The organism is Sphingobacterium yanglingense, assembly GCF_004363245.1.
GTDB classification, from domain to species: domain Bacteria; phylum Bacteroidota; class Bacteroidia; order Sphingobacteriales; family Sphingobacteriaceae; genus Sphingobacterium; species Sphingobacterium yanglingense.
On sequence record NZ_SNYV01000013.1, the window covers coordinates 555,058 to 581,309 of the forward strand.

Annotated in this window: 23 protein-coding genes; 12 read left to right on the forward strand and 11 right to left on the reverse strand. The window is 38.2% G+C overall.

The annotated features are described in order from the left end of the window. Window positions 1–29 precede the first annotated feature (29 nt). The gene (locus CLV99_RS10700) at window positions 30–521 is read right to left on the reverse strand and encodes a ClbS/DfsB family four-helix bundle protein (RefSeq protein ID WP_133584487.1); all 492 of its coding nucleotides are present in this window, start codon (window positions 519–521) and stop codon (window positions 30–32) included. Window positions 522–797: 276 nt separating this feature from the next. On the opposite strand from CLV99_RS10700, the gene CLV99_RS10705 reads away from it, so the two are divergent. The 3 genes from CLV99_RS10705 (at window position 798) to CLV99_RS10715 (ending at window position 2,494) form a co-directional block, all read left to right on the forward strand. Next, window positions 798–1,397: a Crp/Fnr family transcriptional regulator gene (locus CLV99_RS10705; protein ID WP_133584488.1), complete on the forward strand. Its 600-nt coding sequence runs from the start codon at window positions 798–800 to the stop codon at window positions 1,395–1,397. A gap of 65 nt (window positions 1,398–1,462) precedes the next feature. Further along, on the forward strand, window positions 1,463–2,080 hold the full coding sequence (locus CLV99_RS10710) for a hypothetical protein (protein WP_133584489.1): 618 nt from the start codon (window positions 1,463–1,465) through the stop codon (window positions 2,078–2,080). Window positions 2,081–2,092: 12 nt separating this feature from the next. Next, the gene (locus CLV99_RS10715; RefSeq protein WP_133584490.1) at window positions 2,093–2,494 is read left to right on the forward strand and encodes a DoxX family protein; all 402 of its coding nucleotides are present in this window, start codon (window positions 2,093–2,095) and stop codon (window positions 2,492–2,494) included. A 58-nt stretch (window positions 2,495–2,552) separates the two neighbouring features. Here the strand turns inward: CLV99_RS10715 and CLV99_RS10720 are convergent, their stop codons facing one another. Continuing rightward, window positions 2,553–3,737 (reverse strand): trans-sulfuration enzyme family protein, encoded by a 1,185-nt coding sequence (locus CLV99_RS10720; protein WP_133584491.1) that lies wholly within the window; start codon window positions 3,735–3,737, stop codon window positions 2,553–2,555. Window positions 3,738–4,006: 269 nt separating this feature from the next. On the opposite strand from CLV99_RS10720, the gene CLV99_RS10725 reads away from it, so the two are divergent. Continuing rightward, on the forward strand, window positions 4,007–6,415 hold the full coding sequence (locus CLV99_RS10725; RefSeq protein WP_133584492.1) for a TonB-dependent receptor: 2,409 nt from the start codon (window positions 4,007–4,009) through the stop codon (window positions 6,413–6,415). Window positions 6,416–6,426: 11 nt separating this feature from the next. Next, window positions 6,427–7,677 carry a DUF4374 domain-containing protein gene (locus CLV99_RS10730; RefSeq protein ID WP_133584493.1) on the forward strand — a complete coding sequence of 417 codons (1,251 nt, stop codon included), beginning with the start codon at window positions 6,427–6,429 and terminating at the stop codon, window positions 7,675–7,677. Between the two features lie 98 nt (window positions 7,678–7,775). Here CLV99_RS10730 and CLV99_RS10735 read toward each other — a convergent pair whose 3' ends face one another. Together CLV99_RS10735 and CLV99_RS10740 are read right to left on the reverse strand one after the other, a co-directional pair. Next, window positions 7,776–9,677, reverse strand: a complete 1,902-nt coding sequence (locus CLV99_RS10735; RefSeq protein ID WP_133584494.1) for a solute symporter family protein — start codon at window positions 9,675–9,677, stop codon at window positions 7,776–7,778. Continuing rightward, window positions 9,674–9,970 carry a DUF485 domain-containing protein gene (locus CLV99_RS10740; RefSeq protein WP_133584495.1) on the reverse strand — a complete coding sequence of 99 codons (297 nt, stop codon included), beginning with the start codon at window positions 9,968–9,970 and terminating at the stop codon, window positions 9,674–9,676. Before CLV99_RS10740 ends, CLV99_RS10735 begins: the two co-directional genes overlap by 4 nt. Window positions 9,971–10,476: 506 nt before the next feature. Between CLV99_RS10740 and CLV99_RS10745 the strand changes: the two genes are divergently transcribed. Next, window positions 10,477–13,914, forward strand: a complete 3,438-nt coding sequence (locus CLV99_RS10745) for a pyruvate carboxylase (RefSeq protein ID WP_133584496.1) — start codon at window positions 10,477–10,479, stop codon at window positions 13,912–13,914. A gap of 85 nt (window positions 13,915–13,999) precedes the next feature. Here the strand turns inward: CLV99_RS10745 and CLV99_RS10750 are convergent, their stop codons facing one another. Together CLV99_RS10750 and CLV99_RS10755 are read right to left on the reverse strand one after the other, a co-directional pair. After that, window positions 14,000–14,482, reverse strand: a complete 483-nt coding sequence (locus CLV99_RS10750; RefSeq protein ID WP_133584497.1) for a hypothetical protein — start codon at window positions 14,480–14,482, stop codon at window positions 14,000–14,002. 310 nt (window positions 14,483–14,792) lie between these two features. Then, window positions 14,793–15,269 (reverse strand): OsmC family protein, encoded by a 477-nt coding sequence (locus CLV99_RS10755; RefSeq protein WP_133584498.1) that lies wholly within the window; start codon window positions 15,267–15,269, stop codon window positions 14,793–14,795. Window positions 15,270–15,411: 142 nt separating this feature from the next. On the opposite strand from CLV99_RS10755, the gene CLV99_RS10760 reads away from it, so the two are divergent. Together CLV99_RS10760 and CLV99_RS10765 are read left to right on the forward strand one after the other, a co-directional pair. Next, window positions 15,412–16,512 carry a serine hydrolase domain-containing protein gene (locus tag CLV99_RS10760; protein WP_133584499.1) on the forward strand — a complete coding sequence of 367 codons (1,101 nt, stop codon included), beginning with the start codon at window positions 15,412–15,414 and terminating at the stop codon, window positions 16,510–16,512. Window positions 16,513–16,660: 148 nt separating this feature from the next. Beyond that, complete coding sequence (locus CLV99_RS10765) at window positions 16,661–17,257, forward strand: phosphatase PAP2 family protein (RefSeq protein WP_133584500.1); 597 nt, start codon at window positions 16,661–16,663, stop codon at window positions 17,255–17,257. Between the two features lie 25 nt (window positions 17,258–17,282). On the opposite strand, the gene CLV99_RS10770 is transcribed toward CLV99_RS10765, so the two are convergent. After that, the gene (locus tag CLV99_RS10770; RefSeq protein ID WP_246032740.1) at window positions 17,283–18,512 is read right to left on the reverse strand and encodes a DEAD/DEAH box helicase; all 1,230 of its coding nucleotides are present in this window, start codon (window positions 18,510–18,512) and stop codon (window positions 17,283–17,285) included. 366 nt (window positions 18,513–18,878) lie between these two features. On the opposite strand from CLV99_RS10770, the gene CLV99_RS10775 reads away from it, so the two are divergent. Together CLV99_RS10775 and CLV99_RS10780 are read left to right on the forward strand one after the other, a co-directional pair. Next, window positions 18,879–19,652, forward strand: a complete 774-nt coding sequence (locus tag CLV99_RS10775; protein ID WP_133584502.1) for a DUF4274 domain-containing protein — start codon at window positions 18,879–18,881, stop codon at window positions 19,650–19,652. Between the two features lie 221 nt (window positions 19,653–19,873). Beyond that, complete coding sequence (locus CLV99_RS10780) at window positions 19,874–21,103, forward strand: hypothetical protein (protein ID WP_133584503.1); 1,230 nt, start codon at window positions 19,874–19,876, stop codon at window positions 21,101–21,103. Window positions 21,104–21,232: 129 nt separating this feature from the next. Here CLV99_RS10780 and CLV99_RS10785 read toward each other — a convergent pair whose 3' ends face one another. The 3 genes from CLV99_RS10785 to CLV99_RS10795 all read right to left on the reverse strand — a co-directional run bounded on the left by CLV99_RS10785 (window position 21,233) and on the right by CLV99_RS10795 (window position 23,140). After that, on the reverse strand, window positions 21,233–21,820 hold the full coding sequence (locus CLV99_RS10785) for an LOG family protein (RefSeq protein ID WP_133584504.1): 588 nt from the start codon (window positions 21,818–21,820) through the stop codon (window positions 21,233–21,235). A 43-nt stretch (window positions 21,821–21,863) separates the two neighbouring features. Further along, on the reverse strand, window positions 21,864–22,346 hold the full coding sequence (locus tag CLV99_RS10790; RefSeq protein WP_133584505.1) for a DUF2004 domain-containing protein: 483 nt from the start codon (window positions 22,344–22,346) through the stop codon (window positions 21,864–21,866). 89 nt (window positions 22,347–22,435) lie between these two features. Next, window positions 22,436–23,140 (reverse strand): hypothetical protein, encoded by a 705-nt coding sequence (locus CLV99_RS10795; RefSeq protein ID WP_133584506.1) that lies wholly within the window; start codon window positions 23,138–23,140, stop codon window positions 22,436–22,438. Window positions 23,141–23,376: 236 nt separating this feature from the next. Here CLV99_RS10795 and CLV99_RS10800 point away from each other — a divergent pair, with 236 nt between their 5' ends. Then, window positions 23,377–24,531 (forward strand): immunity 26/phosphotriesterase HocA family protein, encoded by a 1,155-nt coding sequence (locus tag CLV99_RS10800; RefSeq protein WP_133584507.1) that lies wholly within the window; start codon window positions 23,377–23,379, stop codon window positions 24,529–24,531. A 141-nt stretch (window positions 24,532–24,672) separates the two neighbouring features. Here CLV99_RS10800 and CLV99_RS10805 read toward each other — a convergent pair whose 3' ends face one another. Then, window positions 24,673–25,641 carry an AraC family transcriptional regulator gene (locus tag CLV99_RS10805; RefSeq protein WP_211348505.1) on the reverse strand — a complete coding sequence of 323 codons (969 nt, stop codon included), beginning with the start codon at window positions 25,639–25,641 and terminating at the stop codon, window positions 24,673–24,675. Between the two features lie 152 nt (window positions 25,642–25,793). Here CLV99_RS10805 and CLV99_RS10810 point away from each other — a divergent pair, with 152 nt between their 5' ends. Further along, window positions 25,794–26,246 carry a DMP19 family protein gene (locus CLV99_RS10810; protein ID WP_133584508.1) on the forward strand — a complete coding sequence of 151 codons (453 nt, stop codon included), beginning with the start codon at window positions 25,794–25,796 and terminating at the stop codon, window positions 26,244–26,246. The last annotated feature ends 6 nt before the right edge of the window (window positions 26,247–26,252 follow it).

A 26,252-nucleotide genomic window follows, 5' to 3' on the forward strand; every position in this document is an offset into this window, starting at 1 on the left:
CTCTGGGCGGGCCGGAAGGAGGCCGCTTTTTATTTAGAAGCTTTTCTGATTAGTTTGAATGCCCATTCGTAATGACTTGATGTCGCTGAGACAAGATAAGCTCCGAGAGAGGTGGTACCTGTCCATTTGTACTTTTTCTTCTCAAACAACTCCTCGTCTGTATGGCTTTTGATTATTTCTTGAATCTCATTATATGAGTTTATTAACCGTTGTCTTGTATCGCTTAGATTTGAATGTTGACAGTCTTCCCAAATCTTTTTGTTCAGTTCGGGTGTTTCTTTCCAGGAGTAGCCTGTTGCAGGCATGGCTGGCTTTTGTCCTTCGCTACCAATTTTATACCATTCGAGCATCAATAGGTGCCAATGATGTAGGTGACCTAATACATCACGTACATTCCTATTCATTGTTCCAGGAGGAAATTCAGCTTTAGGGTCTGGGAGACTATCAATTAGGGACAATAGTTTGTCAAAACTACTTTGACTCAGCGTGATTAGAGATTCTTTATTGGTAGGTCTTGCCATTATGTTTGGTGTGTTTCGTTATGAAATTATTAAAGTACTCCAGTGTAAGCTATTAGATTAACAGGTTTGATTATACTCAGATGCTGAATTACGCCTCAATTTAAAGAATAATTATTGATTTTTCTGTTCGGTAGATAATATTTGTTTCTATCAATTACTCCTATGATCGCGATTTATAGATCTATTTTTCTCCGAAGATTCTTGTGAGGTGGATGATGGCATGCGTAGGGAAGATTAATTATATTTGTGGCATGAGGACTTCAAACTAAGAGGTGTATGTACAGTGAAAAGGCGTTGTCATTGTTGATTGAGCATTTCCAGGAACTGGTTTCTTTGGATAATCTGGCAATTGACAGTATTGTTACTAAAGTTGATCTTATTAAACTTCGCAAGAAGGAGTTTCTTCTTGAAGAGGGACAGGTTTCCCGTCATATGCGATTTATAGTTGAAGGAAGCCTCCATGTTTATCATATTGACGAAAAAGGCAAGGAACACACAACGCAGTTAGGGATTGAAAATTGGTGGATTAATGACTTGTATAGTTATTTAAGCCAACAGCCTTCAAAAATGTTTATTCAAGCCAATGAGGATACAACAGTCCTACAGATCAGCAAGTCCAATTTAGAGCTGTTGTATAAAGAAGTACCAGCGATATCTGAGTTTTGGCGCTTGAAAATGCAAAATGCCTATGTCAACTTACAGGAGCGGACATTCGAACACGCGCGCTTTGACGCTTATTCTAAGTACCGAGCTTTCGTTGGGCAGTACCCTAATATAGAACAACGGTTTCCCCAGTATATGATAGCTTCCTATTTAGGCATTACCGTTGAATATTTAAGCTATTTGAGAAAAAAACACCTAACCGACCTTTCTTAAGAAATCTTAAGTTTATTAGGCTTCGAACAGGATAGTTTTGTCGACATAATTTCAAGGATTGAGATATGAAGATAAGACTACCTTTAATAATGATTGCACTAATGACGCTTAAGGCTAATGGACAGAAGCTTTCTTATACCCCCGATTTACTGTTAGGTAACCGCTCTTATGCCTACATGCATAATGTCAATTATCATTTTAACAGTTATTTAAGAATCAACAATTTGATTTTGTTTGATACGGAGTATGCTAATGATAAGGAAAATATATTTTTCATCCGAAATACGTTGTCTTATAGCGTCTCCAAAAAAATATCCCTTAATGCGGCTGTAGGTGTTAAAAATCCCGGGAAATTTTTTGGATTATTTGCACAATATCGTACGATTGGCTCTGATTATTCGCTATCCTACTCCATGGGTACTACCTATCAGTGTACGTTTACTCTCGAACAGTCGATTGCCTTTGAATATACCCCTAATATCACAGAACGGTTAGATGGATATTTTCATGTTTTGGCAATCGTCAATTTAGAACCTGGTAATTATCAAAGAGGTTTGCAACAAGTGCGGTTAGGACTTAAACAGCAGCGACTAAACTATGGACTTGCTTTGAACTTAGACCAATGGAATAATAATGAAAAGCAATTATATAACACAGGAATCTTTATAAAACACAATTTTTAAATATTAAAAACAATGAATAGGAATATTGACTTAGGAATTTTTATTAGCAGAGTAGCCATTGGATTCACTATGCTAGTCTATGGGGTAAACAAGTTGGTGCACGGAATAGGATTTATCACGGGTATGATGCGTGATTTGGGGTTGCCTTCATTTTTGTCTTATGGTGTCTATTTAGGAGAGATCGTAGCACCTATACTAATTATCATCGGATTCAGAACGCGGGTGGCAGGGCTTGTTTTTGCACTCAATTGTCTGACAGCTATAGTTCTTGCTCAGCGAGATAATTTATTTAGAATTAATGATTTTGGGGGCTGGGCTTTAGAACTACTAGTAATTTATATGTTGATGGGCGTGTGTTACTGGTTTACGGGAGCAGGTAAATATGCCGTTTCAACATCAAATAAGTGGGACTAACGATCAAAAGGCCTTATATCCAAACCGGATACTACGTAACAAACGGTTTGGATATAATTTATAGTTTTTCACATGCCTGGGAAAAATCTTGAATAAGGTCTTCTATGTTTTCTATGCCGACTGAAATCCGAAGCATTCCTTGATTTATACCTGCGACTTTTTTCTGTTCTGAAGAATGGTGCCCTCCCCACATACTCGCCGGATGTACGATTAATGATTCCACACCGCCAAGGCTTGCCGCATTGGCAAATATTTTTAAGTTTTTTAGGATTATCTGTGCATGTTTATATTGTTCTTCTTCTGTCGCTCCAGCGACTTCAATGCATAGCATTCCTGTAAAACCCTTCATTTGTCTTTTTGCCAATTCGTGTTGTGGGTGGGAAGGGAGACCGGCATAGGCAACCGATTTGATATAGTGGCTTTGTTCCAACCACTCAGCGAGTAGTTGGGCATTCTCATTCACTTGCTTCACCCGTATCGAGAGTGTTTTTAGGCCACGAAGTAATAACCAAGAATCGAATGGGCTCAAACTCGCTCCCAAAACTAAGGACCGTCTCCATGCGCTATGAATAAATCCTTTGGAACCACAGATTGCACCCGCAGTCAGGTCAGAATGTCCTCCTAGGTATTTGGTTGCGCTATGAACGATAACATCTATTCCAAATTCGGAAGGAGTCTGATTTATCGGAGAGGCAAAAGTATTGTCTACCATCGTTAAAATGCCTTTTTCTTTTCCTAATCTTCCGATGAATGAAAGATCTGTAATATCCAAATTTGGGTTAGAAGGAGTCTCTATATAGATCAGTTTAGTGTTTGTTCTTATTGCTTTTATAAAAGCATCATTATCTGTTTGGTCAACATAAGTGACCTGTACCCCATAATCTGTCAAGAATTCCTTTAAAAAGAGAGAGGCACCTGAATAGTGCGATTGTTGAGCTACAACATGGTCTCCGGCTTTAACCGTAGCTAGTACAGCTGTGCTTATGGCAGCCATACCTGTCGCTAGAACAAGTGCATCCTCTGTCTTTTCCAACGAAGCTAAAATCGATGCGACTTGGCTATTGGTCGGGTTGCCGTGTCTGTGGTAAAACTCAGGGTGTTTTGTTTCACTGGCTGCGATAATATATTCATCAAGATTGTCGCTGGCGAGGTATGTAGATGTTTGAAATATAGGAGTTACTACGGCATTGGTCCGATTGTACTCTTTACCCATATGTATACTGTCGGTTTCTAATCTTGACATAGTTGAGGCGATTTAGTTAGGTTCTAATGTACGAATAAATCAACGAACTTGATTTATGAAAAAGATCATTAGTTACTCCTACTGATACCTTTTCTTTCAAGAATGTTAAGAAAATTGGAAGATATCGCATATTAAAATGTTGATTTTAATACACAGTGGCATAGTAGCTTACTGTTTTTGTGTGAAAATAATAGTAAAATTTGCGGCAAGTAACTTCGGTTTGTTCTTCTTTGTGCAACACCCTTATGTATAATTAATCTAAATAAAACATGTCAAGAGTTACAGCGGTAGCGATTATATTTTTAATACACTTATCTTTTTTAGGGATCGCCCAAGACAATGGGAGAATATCAGGTCGGGTTTTAAATAGTTCAAATACGGAGATACCATCTGCTTCGGTTAGTATAAAACGACTAAAGTATGTTTGCAAAGCAGATAATAATGGTGACTATAAATTAACGGCTGTCCCGGCAGGTACATATATGTTGGTTGCTTCAGCAATGGGTTATAAGACACAGGAAGTAAAAATTAAGAGTAATGGCACAACTCCCATTACATATGTTTTTATCCTCGAGACCGATCACCGGGAATTAGAACAAATCGACATTTTGGGGAGGTCGGAGACCGATGAGATTAATAGACAGGCCTATAATGTTACAGCAATTGATGCTAAGAAGCTAGCAAATACTACTATGGATATTGGTCAAGCGCTAAACCGTGTTTCTGGTGTGCGTATCCGAGAGAATGGAGGGATGGGATCTAATATGAATATTTCTTTAAATGGCTTTTCTGGAAACCAGGTTAAAGTTTTTATTGACGGGTTGCCTATGAGTAACTTTGGATCATCTTTTCAGTTAAATAATATTCCTATCAATTTTGCGGATCGAGTCGAAGTGTATCGTGGTGTAGTACCTGTCTGGTTAGGCGGTGATGCTTTGGGAGGAGCGATCAATATTGTAACCAGAACTGATCCTGGAAAATATGTGGACGCGTCCTATTCTTACGGGTCTTTTAATACGCACAAAACAAGTTTTAACGCTGGTTTTGTAGGGAAATCAGGATTAACCTTCCAATTAAATGCTTTTCAGAACTATTCTGATAATAATTATTGGGTCGATGTGAACATTGAAAATATACAAAAAGGCACACCCACCTATGGGCAATACGTCTATGACCAGCGTGTAAGGCAGTTTCATAATAAGTATCATAATGAGACTTTAGTGGCTAATATCGGAGTCTCTAATAAAAAATATGCTGATCAGCTTTTATTCGGGGTGACCCTTGGACAGAATAAGAAAGAGATTCAGAATGGAAACCATATGAAAACGGTTTATGGAGGGCGCGAATCGCTAGGAAATATCGTACAACCCAGCTTTAAATATATGAAAAATAACCTCTTTACGGAGGGATTGAACGTTAGCATGAGCGGAAGATATAATCTCGGTAAAGAACGTAGTTTGGATACAATGGCAAGAAAGTTTAATTGGGCAGGAGAGTCCGTTCCGAAATATCCTGATCGCCCAAACATGCCAGCAGGAGAAAACGAGCTGCAAGACTATCGTTATCGAAATAATAATTCTGTGTTTTCGGCAAATGTAAACTATACTTTTCGTGAAAAACATAGTTTGATCTTAAATCATCAGTTTACGGGCTTCAATCGTAAAGGCTATAACAGCTTACAGCCCGATTTATTGGATAATAACATACCGAATAAGACATTTAAGAATATCACAGGTTTAGGCTATGGTTATGCAATTAGTAAAAAATGGAATGTCAACGTGTTTACAAAATACTATCATCAGAAGACGATATCAAATACACTTAACAGTGGAACTATTGTACGTCAGGATACCAGTACAGGGTATGGGGGGTATGGCGTAGCGACTACTTATTTTATCATTCCAGATTTACAGCTTAAAACTTCCTTCGAGCGCGCAATACGCTTACCTGAAAATGCGGAGCTTTTTGGTGATTTAGAAAACCAATCTCCTAATCCCAAATTGCGTCCCGAAAGCAGTTATAATTTTAATTTTGGTATCGCCTACTTCAAGAAGTTTGATGAATCCCATCGTATGAGTATTGATGCAAATTATCTTTATAGAGATGCTATGGATTTTATCAGACCATTTGTAGGACAGGAAGATGTCAATGGAAAGCGGAAAATGCAGTATATAAATCTGCGTAAAGCGGTCAATAATAGTTTTGATATCAATATACGTTATTATTATAAAAGCCTACTTTCTTTAGGAGGAACAATGACTTATCAAAATCTGCTTAATAATACCAAGGTGGAACCTAGTAAAATTAACGAAAGCAGTATCTACAAAAATCGTTTGCCCAATATACCGTATACCTACGGCAATTTTGATACGAATGTCTATTTTCAGGATTTCCTGGATAAAGGGGCTGTATTAAGCTTTGGATATAACTTGATGTACGTATATGATTTTTTCCTGGATTGGGCTAGTTATGCCACTCCCTCTGCTCGATTTGTAGTGCCATCACAATTATCGCATGACCTTAACTTAGTATATACACTTAAATCAGGGAAATACAATATCGCGTTTGAATGTCTGAATTTTACGGATGCAAAACGTTATGACAACTTTGCTTTACAAAAACCGGGTAGAAGTTTCAACCTTAAGCTCCGATACTTTATTAAAAACAATAACATTTAATTATTATAATCATGAAAAAAAGAACGTTACTAAACTCATTGTTAATGTTGGGAGTATGCTCAACCGCATTATTCTCCTGTAGCAAGGATAAGAATGATGACAATACATCTGTGGTGGAAAATCCCTCTACGTTTGTATTTGTAGTAAATGCGGATGGCTCTTCAGAAGGAGGAAGTGCAGGATCATATGTTGTAAATGTAGATGACGTCAGTAAGGGACAACTGAGTATTATCGGGAATGGGATACCTTCCAATGAGTTTTACTTTAACGTACAGAACAACTATGTATTCGGTCTAACTTACAGCAACGAAGGTCCTATGACACCTTACGGCTTTAATGAGAAAGGTGTATTGACCCGTTTTGATAGAAAAACAATTAATACCATACGTCCAGGGATATACGGCAACTATGGTAGTAAAAATATTGTTATTGGTTCTACCAATAGAGCCCTTACTAATCCTGTAGCTACCCTTTTGAACGTTGATGTGGAAGCTAATAGAATCCAAAATGAGAGTACGTTAAATCTTTCAACCGATATTGCTGGAGCGGGCCGTATGATTGCATGGACAGGCTTATTCCAGGTAGGCGATAAGATTTATGTTCCTTATCAAATTACAGAAGGAGTTGGTAATTGGGGCGGAGAAATTGTTGAACAGAATAAAGCGACAATTGCAATATTTGATTATCCAGGGCTTAAATTGGTCAAGAAAATAGAGGACGACCGTGGTAGTTATATCGGAAACTGGGGAAGTAATCAGGGGATTGGTGTAAGTGCTAATGGCGATGCTTATACGTGGTTTACTGCTGGAGAGAAATCAAAAAACAAATCAGGGATTTTACGTATCAAAAAAGGAACAGATGAGTTTGACAAGTCCTATTATTTTAATGTAGAAGATTTAGGTAAAGGAAAAATTGCACGTGGTAATCACTTGAGTGGTGACAAGTACTTAATGACGATGTATCAGACAGCGGAGACAGGTGGTACTGCAGGTGGTAAGGTCAATCTTGCAATTGTGGATGTTGCCCAAAAAACTGTAGTAGAAGTAAAAGGAGCTCCGGATCACGATCAATCTTCATACAATAATAAGGTATATACAGAGAAAAATGGTAAAACAGCATATTATGTTTTACAAGACCCTGCTGATGGCGAATTTTATGTATATGTAATTGATGTGGCTACAGCAAAAGCAACTAAAGGTCTTAAATTCGTAGGAATATCTGATGTGAATGCATTCAGCAAGTTAGAAACTGGAGTTAATTAGTATATAACTTTAACCGTATTTAAAAAGGCGATTAAAACGAAAGTTTTGATCGCCTTTTTTTATATTTACCTTGGACGGTCTTAAGTCGTGGTATGGTCTTAAATATTTGCTTTTTTGGGGTACAGGGTACTAAACAAGTATACTGTAATTACAGCAAGTGGAAAGGATATTAATGCTGGATTTTCCAATTGATGCAGTGCATTCTCAGCGCCTAGTCCATATTTATCCCACATTGTCGGTGATGTTAAAATAATGGCAAGGGAGGATATGATTCCCACCACTATGGAAGCAGCAATTCCTGATGATGAAGTTTTTTTCCAAAATAGCAAAAATAGAATCGCTGGCAGATTGGCAGAAGCAGCGATGGCAAATGCCCAACCAACCAAGAAGGATACGTTTATTCCTTGGAAAGCCATGCCTAGTAGTATAGCAAAAACACCTACCACCACTGCAGCTATTTTTCCAACTTTAACCTTTTTGTCATCATCTAAGTTTTTCTTAAGATATACATCGATAAAATCGTGGGCTATAGCTCCGGAAGACGCAACTATCAGCCCTGCTACGGTACCCAATACAGTTGCAAATGCCACTGCTGATATAATAGAAAACAGGGCCGCACCAAATGCTCTGGCTAGAAGAGGAGCAGCCATATTGCTCGATTCGACATCCATCACTCCATTGACTCCTGCACCAAGTCCAATAAATAAAGTCAGAATATAGAATCCTCCGATAGCGGCTATAGCCAATATAGTTGACTTTCTCGCATCTCTAGGAGTTTTCACCGTATAGTAACGAATCAATATATGAGGTAGGGCTGCTGTTCCTAAAAATAGGGCTAGCATTAATGATACAAAGTCCATTTTACTCCATAGGTTTGCATCACTGCCAATTTTATATTTTAGTCCTGGAAGCATGAATTTAGAGCCAGGGGTGGACTCTGGATAATAGACAGACACCTGTTCGTCACCATCTGTCAACTTTACCTGTAAGAATCGTACTATTTCGCTATCTTTTATTGTCGATAAGAATTCAAATGGACCTAGAGGGCCCGTTTGGGACAGTTCTTGGCCATTTACAATAATTTTGCTTAAGTGACCAACTTGATAGAATTTCCTATTGTCTTTGGGTTCACCATTATACAGCACGGTGCCATCAGCTCTTTGAGTAATGGTTAATGTTTCTTTTAACAAATTATCCTCTCCTCGTGCCCATTCAAACCACCTTTCGACACCGTTTTGTTCTAACTTGACAAAAGTTTTATTACCTACTTGCTGTTGCGCGATAACACTCCAGTCTTGAGCAGAGACAATTTTATCGTTTTCTACCTTAGGGGACAATTCCAAAAATTTATGGTAAGTGTTTCCATTAAAGTTAGGAGGAGTGGATAGACCGTTTTTTAGGATATATACCGTCAGCACTGTTGAAAGTACGATGAGTAATCCTCCTTTTAGAAATTGAACATACGTTGTAGATGCCATACCAGCACTTGCTACAATGGCAATCACAATAGCACCTACTAAAATTACACCAGCCCAATGTGGCAATCCCAATAGCGGCATCACAAGATCACCTGCACCAACCATTTGTGGAATAAGGTAAAAAATAGATATGATTAATGTACTTATAGATGCGGTCAATGTAATTGCTCTTGAATTGAATTTAGCATTTAACGCATCCGTAAAGGTATATTTTCCTAGTCGTTTAAAGGGTTCGGCAATAAGGAACAAGGCCACGATCCACCCCGCTAAAAAGCCGATAGCATATAAAAAGCCATCAAAGCCAGCGATAGCAATCATGCCGCAAATGCCAAGAAAAGAAGCTGCGGATAGGTAGTCTCCCGCAAAAGCGATGCCGTTTACAGCCCAATGAATCTGACCTCCAGCTGCGTAGTAGGAGGAGGAAGAACTTTTTTTGCGTCCAAAGTAAAATGACAGTCCGAGCACTAGACCAACGAAAACAAAAAAGAATGCTAAAGCGGTGAAAGAAATATCATATATCATTTGTTTTCTCCTTCCGTTAGATTTTCGGTTTTTTCTGCTTGATCTTCGTATTTTGTACAGTAATAGTTATAAACTATGCCCAAGATAACGGCAAAAATAATTAGTCCAATCCCGTATGTCAAAGCCAAATTGAGTCCCCAAAATACTGTAGAGGCTAATAGTTCGTATTTGAATACGCCTAAAAATACAAAACCTGCATAACAGATTAAATAAATGAAAAATAGGCGTACGCCCAATTTGGATTTTTGCTGAGTTACAATCTCTTTTTCTTCAGCAGTGTTGTTGACATGCATAAGTTTGAGGCTTACTAAATTTATAATCTGGTTTAAATTTTAATAAAATCGAAATCGACTTCTTTACAATTTTACAAAAAAAAACGGAAAATAATATGTTTATATCATAATCAATTCAAACCCGTAATCGCTTTACATTGTCTTTCTTTATTATTTTCCCAGTTTTATTAGCCGGATAAAGATGGAGTTTATTGGAGCTGGGATAATAAAAAAAGTTTAACTGTAAGATGTTGATAGCTAATAGTTATAAGGTGTTGCGGATTCTTTTTTCAATTTTAAACGGTAATTAGTCTTGTGTTCTGTTTTTTATTCGGTGACATGGGGATATTTGCTGTTGTTTTATTGAATTTTGATCTCGTTGGTGTGAATTGTGTTAATAGTGTCCAATTTTGCAATAATATTTATTGTCTTAACCTCGTTTGGTAGATAGGAAGTATCTCTTTTAGACAGATGTTCGGTCTAGGGGGAATTATGAGATAAACACCATTTTAAACTTAACAAATATCATGAACATCAAAAAAGTGCTTATTGCTAATCGCGGAGAGATTGCCATCCGTATTAGTAGAGCATGTAATGAATTGGGCATTGCAACAGTTGCTATCTTCACTTATGAGGATAGGTATTCTCTTCATCGGTATAAGGCAGATGAAGCCTATCAAATCGGAGATGATGGGGAGCCTTTAAAACCTTATTTGGACATAGATGCGATTGTCCACACAGCCAAGCTATGCGGAGCTGATGCAATCCATCCCGGCTATGGTTTTCTTTCTGAAAATCCAAAATTCGCACAGCGATGTGCAGATGAAGGTATTCTTTTTGTAGGACCTTCTCCTCAGGTTATGGAAATGTTAGGGGACAAGGTCTGCTCAAAAGAGGTGGCTGTGAAAGCGAATGTTCCTATTATTAAAAGCAGTCACGGACTATTATCCGATATTTCTCGCACCTTGACAGAGGCAGCTCGTATTGGGTATCCTGTTATACTAAAGGCTTCAGCTGGAGGTGGTGGACGCGGTATGCGTATTGTGCGTAGTGCTGAGGAGCTAGAAACGGCTTTTTTTAGTGCGCAGCAGGAAGCATTTAATGCCTTTGGTGATGGTACAGTCTTTTTGGAGAAATATATTGAGAATCCTCGTCATATTGAAGTTCAGATTGTGGCAGACCGGCATGGCAATGTTGTGCATCTTCATGAAAGAGATTGTTCTGTACAACGTCGTTTTCAAAAAGTTGTAGAGGTAGCACCTGCCAGTAATCTTTTGCAAGAGACGAAAAATTCACTCTATCGGTACGCTACAGCTATCGCTCGGTTGGCCCATTATGATAATGTGGGTACAGTAGAGTTTTTGGTAGATAGTGAAGAGCAGATCTATTTTATTGAAGTCAATCCACGTATACAGGTCGAACATACCATTACTGAGATGATAACAGGTGTAGACCTTATTCGTACACAATTATATATTGCTTCAGGACATGCTCTGTCAGATCCTTCATTGATGTTGTCAGATCAGGAAGTGATCAAAACTAACGGATTTGCTATACAATGTAGGATTACAACAGAGGATCCTGTAGACGATTTTCGCCCTGACTACGGTACCATAGTCACTTATCGCAATGCTGCAGGTTTTGGGGTTCGCCTTGATGAGGGAAGTGCTTATCCCGGGATGAAGGTCAGCCCATTCTTCGACTCTATGTTGGTGAAGGTCAGTACTCATGGCAAGACTCTGGAAGAAGCCGCATATCGAATGGATAGGGCATTGCGTGAGTTTCGAATTAGAGGCGTAAAAAATAACATCGATTTTTTGGAGAATTTAGTGACACATCCTGTCTTTTTGGCGGGACAGGTCAACGTCGGATTCTTAGCTTCCAATCCGCAGTTATTCAAACCTTCTAAGCGGTTAGACCGCGGCACAAAACTGCTTTCCTTTTTGGCAGATATATCAGTCAATGGAAATCCTGACATAGGTAGTGAAAAGCCCACAAATTTGGAGAGACCTATTGTGCCAGTATACGATGCTAATTCTCCTTTTCCCTATGGATCTAAGAATAGACTGGATGAGATTGGTGCAGATGGATTATGCCGTTGGTTGAAGGAAGAAAAAAGCATCCAATATACGGATACCACTTTTCGGGATGCTCATCAGTCGTTGTTGGCAACACGTGTACGTAGTTATGATATGCTTAAAGTTGCGGAAGGTTTTGCTAAAGCACATCCACAGACATTCAGTATGGAAGTATGGGGAGGTGCGACATTTGATGTAGCGTTACGTTTTCAGTTTGAAGACCCATGGCAGCGTTTGGCAAAACTCAGAGAAGCGATTCCTAATATTCTTTTACAGATGTTGATACGTGGCTGCAATGGTGTTGGCTATTCGGCTTATCCTGATAATCTAATTGCTTCATTTGTAGAGAAAAGTTGGGAAACTGGTGTAGATATTTTTCGAATTTTTGATTCTTTAAACTGGATGGAGAATATTGCACCTTGTATCGATATGGTGCGCAAGCGGACAGGAGGTATCGCAGAGGGGGCCTTGTGTTATACGGGAGATATACTAAATCCCAAACGGAGTAAGTATAACTTGAATTATTACCTGCAATTAGCTAAGGATCTTGAAAATGCAGGTGCCCATATGCTGGCCATTAAAGATATGTCTGGATTATTAAAACCTTATGCTGCCCAGGAATTGATAACAGCTTTGAAAGATAAAGTATCTATTCCCATACATCTACATACCCATGACACGTCTTCTGTGCAGGCAGCGACCTATTTAAAAGCGATAGAAGCTGGTGTAGATGTGGTGGATTGTGCTTTGGGAGCATTATCGGGACTTACCTCGCAGCCTAATTTAAATGCTATGATAGAGGTAATGCGTTTTCAAGATCGTGAATTACCTTATGATGCAACATCCTTACAGGAATACAGTGATTATTGGGAGTCTGTACGTAAGTATTATATCCCTTTTGAGTCCGGTATGAATGCAGGATCGGCCGAGGTTTATCAACATGAGATTCCGGGAGGGCAGTACTCCAACCTGCGTCAACAGGCAACAGCTTTAGGCTTAGGGGAGCGTATCCCAGAGATTAAGAAGGCCTATGCTGAAGCTAACATCCTATTCGGAGACATTGTGAAGGTGACACCTAGTTCCAAAGTGGTGGGAGATATGGCACAATTTATGGTTTCCAATGACCTACAGACTGAAGATGTGCTTTCCAAGGGAGAAACACTCTCATTTCCAGACTCCGTTATTTCTTTCTTCAAAGGAGACATCGGTCAGCCAGAGGGGGGCTTTCCATCCAAAATACAGCAGATTGTTTTAAAAGGACAAACCGCAAGTACAGAGCGTCCAAACAAATACTTACCTGCATTGGATGTTGAAAGTGATTTAGCGGAATTCCGATCGCTGTACGGTGATGACCTTGCAATAACAGATTACCTTAGTTACAAGTTTTATCCAAAAGTATTCCTAGAGTATTTGGAGGCTTATCGAAAATATGGAGATGTGTCGCTGATATCCACCCCAATTTTTCTGTACGGTATGGAGATAGGCCAGGAAACAACCATCGACATTGCCAAAGGAAAAACTTTGTTGGTGAGACTGTTGTCCATTAGCCCGGCAGATGATGATGGGCGAAGGACTGTGTTTTTTAAACTAAACGGACAGACTCGGAATATAGATGTCGTGGATCGGTCGATTCATACCGAGAAGAAGGTACATGAAAAATGTGACACAAGTGATCCAAATCAGATTGGATCACCATTACGAGGTATGTTATCAAAGATTCATGTCAAAGAAGGTGATATTGTGTCTGAAGATACAGCATTATTTGTAATAGAAGCGATGAAGATGGAATCGACAGTTTGCGCGGTCTCTGCCGGACGAGTGAAAAAGATCGCTCTTCATTCTGGTACGATGGTCGATACTAATGATCTGATTATTCTGATCGAATGAAAGTCTGTTGTTAACTAGAGATAATTTACTTTTTCGAATGTAATAGTGTCCGTAAAAACACGTTTTACGGACACATACATTTCATCTAGATGACCTTATCCCAAGACAGGGGGCGCCCTATAGCGATAGGTTGTTGACAAAAGCTTAATAGAGACTTATTATCAAGTTTATTGTACAGTAATCGAATATCTTTTTCTGAAGCAATATGTACAATTAATAATTTGTCTGCTTCAATATTAATGATATGTGTATTGTGGGATTTTATTCGATGTAGTATATCAAAGGTATTTGAGTTACAACTCATTTGATAGGTAGCTATATGGAGTACAGATCCAAATGATACAGCGACATCTAATACCCCGTCAAGTTGTAGAATCTCCTCAATAAATCGATCAATAGAACGTGCGTCTATCTCAAGTTCAAGAGTAATCAGTTTGACATCTTGAACATCTGTTGAAGACTGGGACATGGTACAGATGTTGTAATCTGTTTTTGAAACGTACAGTAAGATCCTTACCAAGGTTTCATTGCTCGATTTGCAGCTGATGTTGAATAATTTACTGGTCATGTTACTTTTTTAATAATAAAAAAAGCCTCCCATTGTTATGGGAGGCTTGCTATATAGATTTGTTTTAAAAATGTTAAATAGTAATTGTTCCTCCCACTTTGGTTAAAATGACGACACAGACAGCGACTACAACGACGTTGAAGGAAGAGAAAATTATATTTAGTGCCTGTCTTTTCATGTGCGTTGGCAATCTACAAAAATCAGCTGGAAACGACAAAGAATATTTTTTTTATCAAATCAGACATTTACATATTCAGTAATTAAGGCTATTTTTTCGTTGTAATCCTTTCTGAATAAAATGCGAATGCTTTTAATTCATCTTTTTTATACTTACTGTGGGCTGAACCAAGACAGGGAAATTTACGGAATTCGCGATAAAGCAGTATTCACTCGCTTTTTTATGTAATTCTATGGCTAGGTCTGCCATTTCTTGTTTTCGGACCCTTACTCTTGGACTTAAGATAACCTCTTTAAAGTTACCTTTTCCATCTTTTTGTTCTATCATCTTGCCTTCAGCTGTATCCCAATATTCCTCTACAATAACGCCATTGTTTGAACAAAAATGCAAGTACCACAGCATATGACAAGAGGAAAGTGATGATACCAACAAATCTTCTGGATTGTGTTTACCCTTGTCTCCTCGAAAAGCAGGATCGGAAGACCCGCTTATTATAGGCTTTCCTGTAATAATTATATCATGGTCTCTTTCGTAATTTTTATAATGATCTGTTCCTGACCCATTGTTTCCAGTCCATTCAATTTTAGACTGATACCGGTGTACTTTCATTGAAATTGTATTTTAGAATATTAGCAATACTAACATAACGCTTTTTTGAGGCATTTTTTATAGGCCAGTTATCTTTTTTATCCTATTTAATTGACTACTTTAGCTTAATAGGACATATCAATATCCGAAAGATAACGAAGCTATGAAAAAGCTATTAATATTAATTTCCTTCTTACTTCCTTTATTAGGAAGCGCCCAGTTACAAACTGTTTTTCAGCAGAAAGTAGATTCTATTTATCAAAAATATAGTGATGCTATAGGGATCATTGTCCATGTAGAAGCCCCTTCTGAGAATATTTCCTGGAGCTATGCCAAAGGTGTAGCTGATACGCAATCCAATAGCATTTTAGACAGCCAACAGCCTGTTTTGATAGCCAGCAATACTAAACCCTATGTGGCAGCCTCCATTTTGAGATTAGTAGAAAAAGGGCAGATTGATTTAGAGCAATCCATCCAAGATTTATTGTCCACTACCACTCGTAAACGATTTGAGGTAGCGGGATATCATTTGAATACCATCACGGTCAAACAACTGCTGTCCCATACTTCAGGTATACGGGATTATGTAGATGAAACCTATTTTGCGCTTGTGGGTCGTCGTCCTGATTATGTTTGGCAGAAGGAAGAACAAATAAAAAGAGCAATCGAAGCTGGTGCTCCTCAAAAAGTGGGAGAAAAGTTTAGTTATGGAGATATTAACTATCTGCTTTTAACGGAGATTATTGAACAGAAGACACGTCAACCATTTTATAAAGCTATTCGGGAGCTATTGAAATATAAAGAATTGGGACTGAATCAAACTTGGTTTATAAACTTGGAAGATTATCCAACAAAGACGCTCCCCTTGGCTCATCAGTACGCAGACAGATATAAATGGGATTCCTATACCATAAATCCATCATGGGATCTTTATGGTGGTGGTGGAATAGCGGCTACAGCAAAAGATGCAGCCTTATTCTTTCAGCATTTGTTCAATGGGAATATAATAGAAGACAAAAAGCTTCTCGAAGCCATGCATACTTATGTTCTTCCTGCAGACCAATCTAAGTACTGCTTAGGGCTTTATCATTTTGATTTTGGATTCAGCGTTTTTTACCATGGAGGTTGGTGGGGAACTGACGTTGTTTATTCGCCTGCATCCAATGCAACCGTTACGGTGTTCACTTTGCAGAAGGATTTGCAGCATGTAATTAATCCATTCTTAGGGCGTTCGTTTCTGACAATGTTGGTGGATAAGCATTAATGCCTTCTTTTGAACAGGTTTTTCTATGACCTGACAGGTTTGCCTTTTCGATGATTGCATATTATTCGTCTGATTTAGGTATATCGGTACTTTGAAGGTTAGTATATTTGCCTATAAATGTTTATATTTTAATTCTGAATAGTTTATTATGCATTGGAAGAGAGCTCTTATAATACTTTTTTGTTGGTCTGCTTATTTTACTGAGGTGGTCGGGCAGGAGGTTTTGCCCCACGATAATTTTGATATTACTACTTTACGGAATATCGCGCGGACACGTACCGATGGTAGGAGTCAGGTGTTTCAGACCATTTCGGATGCCAATAATTATGTAAATATTGGCGTACCAATTGGCTTGTTTGCTGTTGGTGCAATTAATAATGACAAAACTATGCGTCAGAATGCATTATACATAGGTACGAGTACAGCAATCACTGCTGTCGTTAATTACGGCCTAAAACAGTTGTTCAAACGAAAGAGACCGTTTCGGAAATACAATAATTTTGTAGCAGTGACACAAGCTAGTGGCTATTCATTCCCATCAGGACATACCTCATCAGCTTTTTCTAATGCAGTCTCTTTATCGCAAGCATATCCCAAATGGTATGTTATAGCACCTTCTCTTCTATGGTCCTCCAGTGTGGCTTATTCTAGAATGTACCTCGGGGTACATTATCCTTCGGATATAGCTGCAGGAGCTTTATTAGGGAGTGGGGTAGCCACAGGAATACATTTGATACGTCGATAAGATAAAAAAAGGTAGGATCAAAAGCCTACCTTTTTTTATTCTTCATGGTCATTTTAGCCTTTGCTCCGCCACCATAATTGTATGTCTTGCTGTTGCTCTCTTTTTTGGGGTGGAAAGCTCCACCTTGAGATTCATCTACCTTTTGTTTACTCTTTGGCGCGTTAGAGGGACGATAGATGACTAGCTCCTCTGGAAGTGGTATAACCGGGATTTTTTCTCCTAGGGATTGTTCCAGTTTTTTGACCTCTGGAAGTTCTAGATCAGTAGCAAAAGTTATCGCAATGACATCCTCGTCATTAGTCTTTGCAACATGTTCCATGAAAACGTCTCCACTTTCAGGAATTTCAAAGTGAAATATAAATGGGATTCCAGCTAGATCAATATCTGTAGTTCCTTCATTTGCTACAATAAGGATTCTACACTCTGGTATTTGTTTGAAGTCATTGATATCATCAATACCAGCATTATCATGAAAAAAAGGGTTTAATACTGTGACTTCTCCTTTTTTTGCATGTAGGCTCTGACTTAGTTTTTGAGCTGTCAGTCGGCTATTGACGAAGACAACCACCTTGTCAAAGACCTCCTCATCACGCATCAGAAGATTGAGTAGATTTACTTTTGTTGTAAAATTGGGAACATGATACAGCATAAGCTCGTGTGTTTCCACTGTTTTCTCGCCAAGTTCGTCTATTTCAATAACTGTAGCCAACGACATGAAGTCGTCAATCATAAGATGCAGCTTATCGTGTTCTACCGTGCTGAAGGCTAGGTATTGTACCTTGCCACAGCTTTGGGCGAGTTCACGTACTGGGGTCGACATCCCTTGTTTTATTATCTCTTCCGCATCATCAATGACGAAGGTTTGAATACGATTTAGGTTAAGACCTAATTTTAAATATACAGCGCGTGCACGGTTCGGAGTTGCAACGACGATGTCTACACCTCGTACCAAATCTATGATTTCATCTTCCGTGCTTCCACTCGCTTTAAGTCCCATGATATAGAGATCTTTATTTGCACTGATGATTTTAAAACGCTCTACTATATCGTTCACTCGCTCTTCGTTAGGGGCTAAGACTAGGACTTTGGGAGCTTCATCGTGCGTGTATTTCAAGCGCATTAATGCTCCAAGTATATAAGTGGTCGTCTTGCCAGCCCCTTCAGGTGCAATACCAATAAGACTATGTCCACCGACGATACGTGATAGGGTTTGTAATTGAAATTCTTTTGCTGTAAAATAGCCTAGATCATTCATGGATCTATGAAGACGTTTACTAAGCTTTAATTTATCTAAGGACACTGTTGAATTGTTAAATGAATATCAAGTCCCAAAGTTAACTAAAATATATTTGCTAGTTGCTTGCTTTATCCGATAGAGCAAAATATAACGATCGAATAGATGATGTATTAATTTCAGTATGTACAGTCATTCCTTGGATAGTGACTATTTTTGATCGTCAAAAAACCTAATTTTAATATTGATGACAAAGTCAGGAAATACATTTTCGGTAGTTGATTTGATTTCAAGAGTAGACAAAATGTGTGGGAGGAACATATTTTTCTTAGTTTTGAGGGTGACTATATAAGCAGACTGTGATTTGTTTTTTATAGTCTCTGTTTTATGGATAATGTAAATCAAGATATGCAGGACGAATCGGAATATGTGAACCTTGAATTTGAAGAATTTCAGAAGATACAAACTCCTATCGAGTTACATCAGCTTGCTCAACATTGTTATTTTTATATTCAACAATGGATAGTCGAAAGCAAATATTGTAGCGAAGCTACTGCGCTCATGATTTTTTGGAATTCCACCCCCTATGAGTATGTACGTTATAGTTGGAAAACTAAGAAGGGGACCAACGAAGATCTAGATCTCATCCGGACCATCATCAATAACTTTGAGAAAGGCTTTTACCTGAAGACAGATATAGCTTACGATCCGTCCGAAAAGATTGATTGTGCGGAGCGAATTCCAGAAATAGTATTGCAGCCTGTTATAGGAGAGGAACCTTATATCTATTTTGATGAAGAAGAAGTGCGTGGTTGGTTCGGCGAACATCTGATGAATCAAATTCAGCGATGCGATAGTACTATCGAACTCTATAATATTGCTGTGTTTTTAAAACATAAAGAATTTGAGGTCTACCAAAAGATTATAGGACATCCCTATTGTGATGTAGCCATTGCCCTCATGACGTATTGGCGTCTTGAGCACTATTCAACGTTAAGCCTCTATGCCGAAGACTGGTTATCTATTAAGTCTATACTAGATTCTATCGAAGAAAGTTTGACCCAACAAAGATATCCGCAAGTATTCAGTTACGATCCCAATATTGAAGTCAAACCGATAAAATGGAATATCCCGAACTATATGTTTGTTAAGATTAGCTAGTCACTTAATGGTAAGCGCACTCAGTTGCCTCCTGAATTAAATTCTGCATGCGGTTTATCTTTTAAGGGAGATAGGAGTTTAGGGCTAGATCAAAGACTTGTTAGAAATACTTCTTGCCGACGGCAAATTGTAAAATAAGGATAACGGATTGTAAAGGACCGTCCATGAACCATAAATTTGAATTAGTTTAGAGGTGAAAATAGAAAAGAGTGCAAGAATAAATGAATAGAGTACAGCAGATTATCTTTATCCTTTTTTTGGTAATTAATAGTAATTCTTTACAAGGACAGTCCAAGGAACAATGTCTTGAGATGCTTAATGACAATCTACTTCTATTGGAAGGCTTCTTAGACGCAGATAAATACAGACCAACGGATCTCAAGGATTTACGAGCAGTTTTCACTGATCAGCCCTATAGGGTAGAAAATAAGATCAAAATTGATGAAGTGTACCTTTTTCCCAAGGGGTACCCGCCCATTACAAAATACGTCTATCCCAACACGTTAATTGAAGTAAGGTACGATCGGTTTGATATATCCCAAATTCTGGGAAATGATTATAGTTTTACACTAGATTTCATGGATAATATTGCAGACGCAATTTATAAAGTAAAAAAAATATACTTTTTAGACGGGACCACACAGGAAGGGGAGGATCTGATAGCTGATAAAGTGATTTCGAAACAATTTGGTAATCAAACCTTGGAGATTAAGGGGACGAAACTGATTAAAAGCTTCGATTTTAGTTTGGAAACCAATTTGAACAAAGAGATTGTTTACGAGCTTCATGAAGGCGGACAAATCATACAGACTTCTGCGGGAACAATCGAAATCATACATTGTACTAATGGATATGTACGGATTAAAGTTCCCGAATCGATGCGACATGTCATTAAGATTATAGCAGAGGATGGACAAGGGCGTCAATTGTCAAAAGTAATGTCAGGAAAAGGGGCAGCCTATAGCAGTGAGCATTTAACACCTCACATAGAAGCTGTTAAACGGGCAATAACAGCGCTCGAGAACGACGAGATCACATGTGGCGAAGTCTTTGGTGAGCTTTCCTATGAGCATATTATAGCAGATTTACAAAAGAAAGAGAACTCAGTTTTTTTAACCGAGTATTTTGTTTCTGATTTCGAGAAAGCTTCTCTCGTTTTTTGGGACAAAACACAAGTAGAGAAGAAGGTCTATCTACGTAACTCAGCTGATCAGTCTGATGGAGGTCCCGAAGTCTTTTATGAAAGATGTTCTTGTGCTGTTGCACAGGATAAGAAAAGCGGACTATTTGGAATTATTGGCTTGGATGGAAACTGGATTATTGCACCGAGTTTTTTGAAATTAAATGCACAATGGGGAAATAAGAGCTTATTTTGGGGACAACCATCTACCGAAGAGAAAAGTTTTGAGTATCTTTACGATAAAGAAACAAGAACCTTAATAAGAATGTAATTGAAAATTCTGGCGCGTTTTAGTTTGCTTTTAATACTCATTTTTTCGCTTTAATCCATGACCATCTATTTTGATGAAGAAGAGTACATCAGATAACTTGCATTGCGGTAAGTCATATAGGCTTCTTGATTAAACCTCTGTTTTACCGATCCACTTTTCCACTGATGGGGATTGATATTTGTGCATCAGTGTCAATAATATATCGATATCATGGCTCATCAATAACATCTCCCTATATATCGGTTTTAGAAAACCTTTATCGATCATGTTTTCTAAAAAGGAAAGTAGTTCATCATAGAAACCATCGATATTTAATATAGCGATAGGCTTTCTATGTAGCCCCAGCTGTGCCCAAGTTAACATCTCGAACAGTTCTTCCAAAGTCCCGAACCCACCTGGTAGAGCTATTACTCCATCAGAAAGTTCATTCATCTTTGTCTTTCGTTCATGCATGGTATCCACGATGATCAGTTCGGTTAGCTCATGATGTGCGATTTCCTTTTTACGGAGAAAGTGGGGGAGTACCCCTATAGCCTGACCTCCGTTTTTCAATACACCATTTGCAACAGCTCCCATCAAACCCACGATGGCCCCACCATATACGAGCTCTATATTTCTATCCGCAAGACAGGCCCCAAGTCTATAGGCTTCATCCTCAAATTTTTGTTCTTTCCCTGCGCTGGATCCGCAGAATACAGTTATACGTTTTATCGTCATAGGTTCTATTCTAAATTAGTAATCCACTAAGTAATTGTTTAGTTTAACTCTCCCAGGCAATATTTTTTTCTCCGTTGAGGTTAATAGAGATTGCTAGGACCTGATCTGATATTTCTTTGTTCAACACATAGTCGGCCACAATTACATCGTCGTGAAAGGCGATGGTTTGAAGTTTTAGAGCAGCTAATAATTTTTGAATCTTTTCTGGTGTTGTTGTACCCTCCTCAATAATTTCAGTCCATTCTTCAGGTAGTTCTTCTAAGTGAAATTCCAAATATTCCAAGACAGTCTGATCTTCCTTATTGTTGAATTCCCGCCTAAGGAATTGACCGTTTTCTTCGTTGAAAGCATTAAGGTCACCCAATATTTTTGTTGCATTTAGAAAATACTGTTCATCTATTTCCTCCTCAGCAAACCACATCAAAACAATTTCCCTGTTCTGAAAATCAATAGGCAAATAACCTTGTTCTTCCGTAATGTTTTCAACATCTACTTTCTTTAAAAATGGTAGTTCAAAATGTTTCATACTATTAGTCTGTTTAAAAATTTAAGAAACAGTCGTTGGATAATTAAATCTCCGATCGACTGGAACCATTGACAAGAACGGCATCGCTCTCATTTTTTGATCAATAGTTCGGATATTTTTTGTGCTGTCGGTTTTACGTTTTTTGAATTTTCTTCACACACGTCGAGCTCGAGACAATTATCATCCGTCCACCCCACAGCATTACAGGTCCCATCGTCATATCTATCAGCCAGAGTTTTATAAAGATTTTTGAACTTCAGGGGCAATACCTCTGGATAAGCAAAATCACAGACTGTCACTGTAGCACAATTCATTAAATCTTGTCCATTGATCGCAACCAAGTTATTTATTGGATTATAGATCCATTCCCTTATATACCAAAATTCGTTGTCACAATCTTCATCCGAGTCCTCATCAATCCTACATTCACTTACAAATTTATACTCCTCGTTTTTTGTGATATTATAAATAGAAAACTCCATCAGATCGTTGCCTGAGATGAGGTATTCATTGTTGTTGGAATGCCTGATATATTGATAGAATAATTTTCCAAAAGCATATCTGGAAGTAAATATCTGACAACCTGTTTTATCGAACAGTTTTATATTTTGGCAGCTGATTGATTTACCATAATTATGAGTTATATCATAAGAATGGTTGTAGTTGTCGATGATCAATTTGAATTCGTCCGTCAAAGAATGAACTTCTTGATCTACAAAATACGCCTTTTCAAAAATGTATTCATATTGCTCAAAATACTTTTCATAAGTAATACTGTCCGCAAAGTTTTTCATTCCATAAGCTTTCTCAATGGTTAAATATATTCAAAAATGATCAATCAGGAGAATAAATCTGTTCTTGGCATTGATCCGCAGAAATAATCTAGTATGGAATAATATCTAATGAGGATAAGTAGTTACTGAAGCCACACAACTGAATTATTTTTTTAATTTTACAGTACACAGAAAGCGGAAAGTATAAACGCCTTAAAAAATACAGCGGATTTTATTTCAACACATATTACAAGCACATGTCACAGATACCCTTTTTACTAACGAATGAGCAGCGGCAATACCTAGGCATAACAGCGGTTGCAGATTCCTGGGAGCTTGTTGCATTTTCGGACTGTTATTTATACTATGATAAAGATACTATTGTAAAGCAGATCACCGTTAGTGAGGACTCATATTATGAACGCGATTTATTGGAAGAAACCGCAGAGAGTAGGACCATACTCTTACCTAAAACCGCTAAAGGCAAACCTAAGAAATTAAATCACTCTGCTATGTCATCCTTTAAGGGAATAGGAGTATACTTTAGTTTCAGTTCCACTTATCTCTCCCTCTCAAACTATACAACACAGACCACCTTTTTCGAACATCGTTTCGAAAATGGAGATCTCGATTTTTTAAGAGACTGGTTGGATAATTGGGTAAAAGAGAGCTCAGAATCCGATCTCGAGGAAATTACCGAATTCAAAAATGGGCTGCGTCAAAATTGTAAGTATAAAGAAGGTGATTTTTTTACTTTCAAAATCGGACGTAGAGAATGGGGATTTGGACGGATTCTCCTAGATGTTTCCAAGCTGCTCAAACAGAAAGACATGAGAGAAAGCAAAAACTATGGCTTAACCAATTTAATGGGCAAACCTTTGATCGTAAAAGTATATCATAAAATAAGTCGGACCCCTACAGTGGACCTAGAAGAGTTGGCTCGAGAGAAGGCACTACCGTCTCAAGGCATTATGGACAATCACTTTTTTTATGGGCAGAATCCCATTATCGGGCACAGGGCGCTAGAGATAGAGGAACTGGATATGCTTATATCCTACGGACAGAGTATAAATTACGAAGATAGTGATTGCGTTTACCTACAATATGGACTTATATTTAAAGAAACTAGCATTTCTAAATACAATAAATTTCTGTCCATTGAAGGCAAAAGCTATTCGGAAAACCCCTATACAAACGACGGCATAGGGTTTGGCTTAGAACTGGATTATCTGCAAGCCTGTATTGGAGACGATAGTAATAATCCATATTGGTTAGATACAGAAAATCACTCCAGTAAATACGATTTACGTAATCCGTTGAACAACGGGATAAAAGAAGAGGTTTTCAACGTATTTGGCTTAGATCCTGATATATCCTATGCCGGGAATTTGGCATTAACACAGAAAAACTAAAATTAGATACTTACTAAGTGTCGCTGCTTATTGTTCAAAAGAAAGAGCTTAAAGAATGGTAAAGGTGATTTGTAGTAAGAGAAGCCCATATTTGGTCCAAATAATAGAGAGCCTTCTTGGCTCTCTATATTAGTCCTCTGCTTACAATGGTTTTACAGGAATACAGATTTCCAGGATGAATTTCTTCTCTGGGTGTTGATTATTGTCATTATGATAAATTTCATAAGGACTGGCTTCTCTTGGCTGATAGCCACTTTCAGATAGCCAGGCATACATCGTATTCCAGGCCTTTTCAAAATCTTCGATACCTATCTCAAAATAACCTACAGCGTACTTACCTTCCTCCGTTTGGGATTTCCGGATTTCCCCCTCTACATCCACATCTCTATCTACCGCCAGGCAAGCATCGTTACGCATCTTTTCGACTTCAGTTATAGAGGGATCATCATGGTAGATTGATACCGCTTTTGTATTTGCGTTTAGTAAACCTCTTGGAGCGGCCCATTTAAAGAGTTCTTCGTAAGCTCTTCCAATCTGATTAAAGGCTCCCGTACGACGATAGCAGATTAGCTTTAATGCAGGCATTTGTTTGATTTCAATTTTAGTGTCCATAAGTATTAATTGTTTTAATTCGACACTACAAAATTGGGCATCTATCTGTTGAATATTTTTGCCGATCTTGCTCACTGCATTGCCATTCTTGCTATATCGGATTCCTTCTTTACTAAAAATGCCTTTTGCTTCTTGTCTGAATTCTTTAGCACTCACATTAAAGTGCTTTTTGAAAGACCTACTAAAGGACGATATGTTTTCAAAGCCACAGTCCAATGCAATGCTAGCAATAGATAGTTTCGTCTCGCTCTGGAGTAAGCGACCCACTTTTTCCATTCTTATACGTGAGACATATGTATTGGGCGTTTCACCTGTCATGAGCGTGAATATTCTGTGAAAATGGAAAGGAGAGAAGGATGCAATATCAGCCATTTTTGACAGGTCGATAGTTTGATCTAGATGCTGGTCAATATATTCCATTACCCGAATAATACGGTTTATGTATTCCTTTTTGCTTAAGTCTTTTGAGTTCATTGCCACAAAGATAGTTAACTTCATTAGGCTGTCGTTTGCAAATCTTGCTGACTTGATTCAGATTAACCTAATTGATTATATATATTTGTCTGTACCAATAATTGTTTTGGATTAATATAACCCTATGGCAGCACTTATGTATAACAAGATTGTTTGTTTTTTTAAAAATAGAGCGTATGAAGAATTTAGATAATGAGTGGTTTGATTTCACGATAAAATATGTCGACAAATTAAACGATAACGACGGAAATTGGGATGCCCTTAGTGAAGAAGAACAGGAGTTAGCTGCACTTTGGCGACTCGAAGCCGATATGTACAACGGGGGCTTTTTACAATTTTTCTGCAATTGGGGACCTCTTTGCTTTGAGTACGCTATACGGGCATTAACTAAGCTACAGGCCGAAGAGTGTTTAGCCATCCTGCAGCAACAGTGCGGTATCATTATGCGCTTGGAGAATAATAAAGAAATCAAAGCACTCTGGGACATCCCTAAATTTTTGACAGAAGACGAATTGAACGAAATCAGCGATGTCCTCGATCTAAAGTATTGGGATAATCAAGATGATATCGTGAGCAAGACACTGCATACTTATTCAGTACTTTACGAAGCTTCAATAGCCGATGGATAGATTTGA